The 879-nt window shown below is 73.3% G+C and carries 1 protein-coding gene; it reads left to right on the top strand.

Annotated elements, in window-relative coordinates:
- Positions 1-183 precede the first annotated feature (183 nt).
- Entirely contained in the window at positions 184-669 is a 486-nt protein-coding gene (locus FNQ90_RS25170) for an SRPBCC family protein (protein WP_143625308.1), read from the top strand.
- Positions 670-879: the final 210 nt, after the last annotated feature.

Below are 879 nucleotides of genomic sequence, written 5' to 3'. Positions count from 1 at the left end.
GCTCCGGAGGATCCCCGCCCCGTCACCCCCCGCTCTCCCGGAGGTCGTCCCCGGGCCGTTCCGGCGCGGTAGCCTTCCCACGGCACCGTGTGAGCCCGGAAGAGGGGACCGCGCGGCCGCAGGGGCCGACACCGGCCCGACACAGGGGCAGTACCGGACAGCAGCATCCGAGGAGCCGCGCCGATGGCGGAGGAGCACACCAGGTCCAGCATCACGATCGAGGCGACGCCCGACGCCGTGATGGCCGTCATCGCCGACTTCGATCGGTATCCGGACTGGACCGGTGAGGTCAAGGAGGCCGAGATCCTCGCCACCGACGAGCGGGGTCGGGCCACCGAGGTGCGGTTGCTCCTCGACGCCGGGGCCATCCGCGACGAGCACACCATCGCCTACGAGTGGATCGGCGCGCTGGAGGTGCGCTGGTCGCTGGTGAAGTCGAAGATGCTGCGGACCCTGGACGGCGCCTACCGCCTGGTTCCGCTGGAGGGCGGCCGACGCACCGAGGTCACCTATCGCCTCGCCGTCGACGTGAAGATGCCGATGCTCGGCACCATCAAGCGCAAGGCCGAGAAGGTCATCATCGACCGGGCACTGGCGGGGCTGCGCAAACGCGTCGAGGAGGTCGAGGGGACGGATGGCGACGGGGGTGCCGCGAACCGACCCCGGTGAGTCGTCGGCCCCGCGGAACCGGAAGCCCGGGGGACCGGAAGGGCGACTGCCGGTCCCCGTCCCGCTCCGGTACCGTCGGGAGGCGGTGGGGCCCGCGTGCCGGCCGTCGGCCGAACCGGGCGTCCACGCACCTTCGTTCCCGGCCGCAGGAGTTCCGCGATGAGCGACACCCCCGGGGCGGACCGGCCCGAGCCCGGCCCGCCCTCCGGC

Origin of the sequence: Streptomyces alkaliphilus (assembly GCF_014141535.1) — a bacterium.
GTDB lineage: Bacteria > Actinomycetota > Actinomycetes > Streptomycetales > Streptomycetaceae > Streptomyces > Streptomyces alkaliphilus.
The sequence above is the reverse complement of the archived record's forward strand: the minus strand, read 5'-3'. Positions and strand labels throughout refer to the sequence as shown.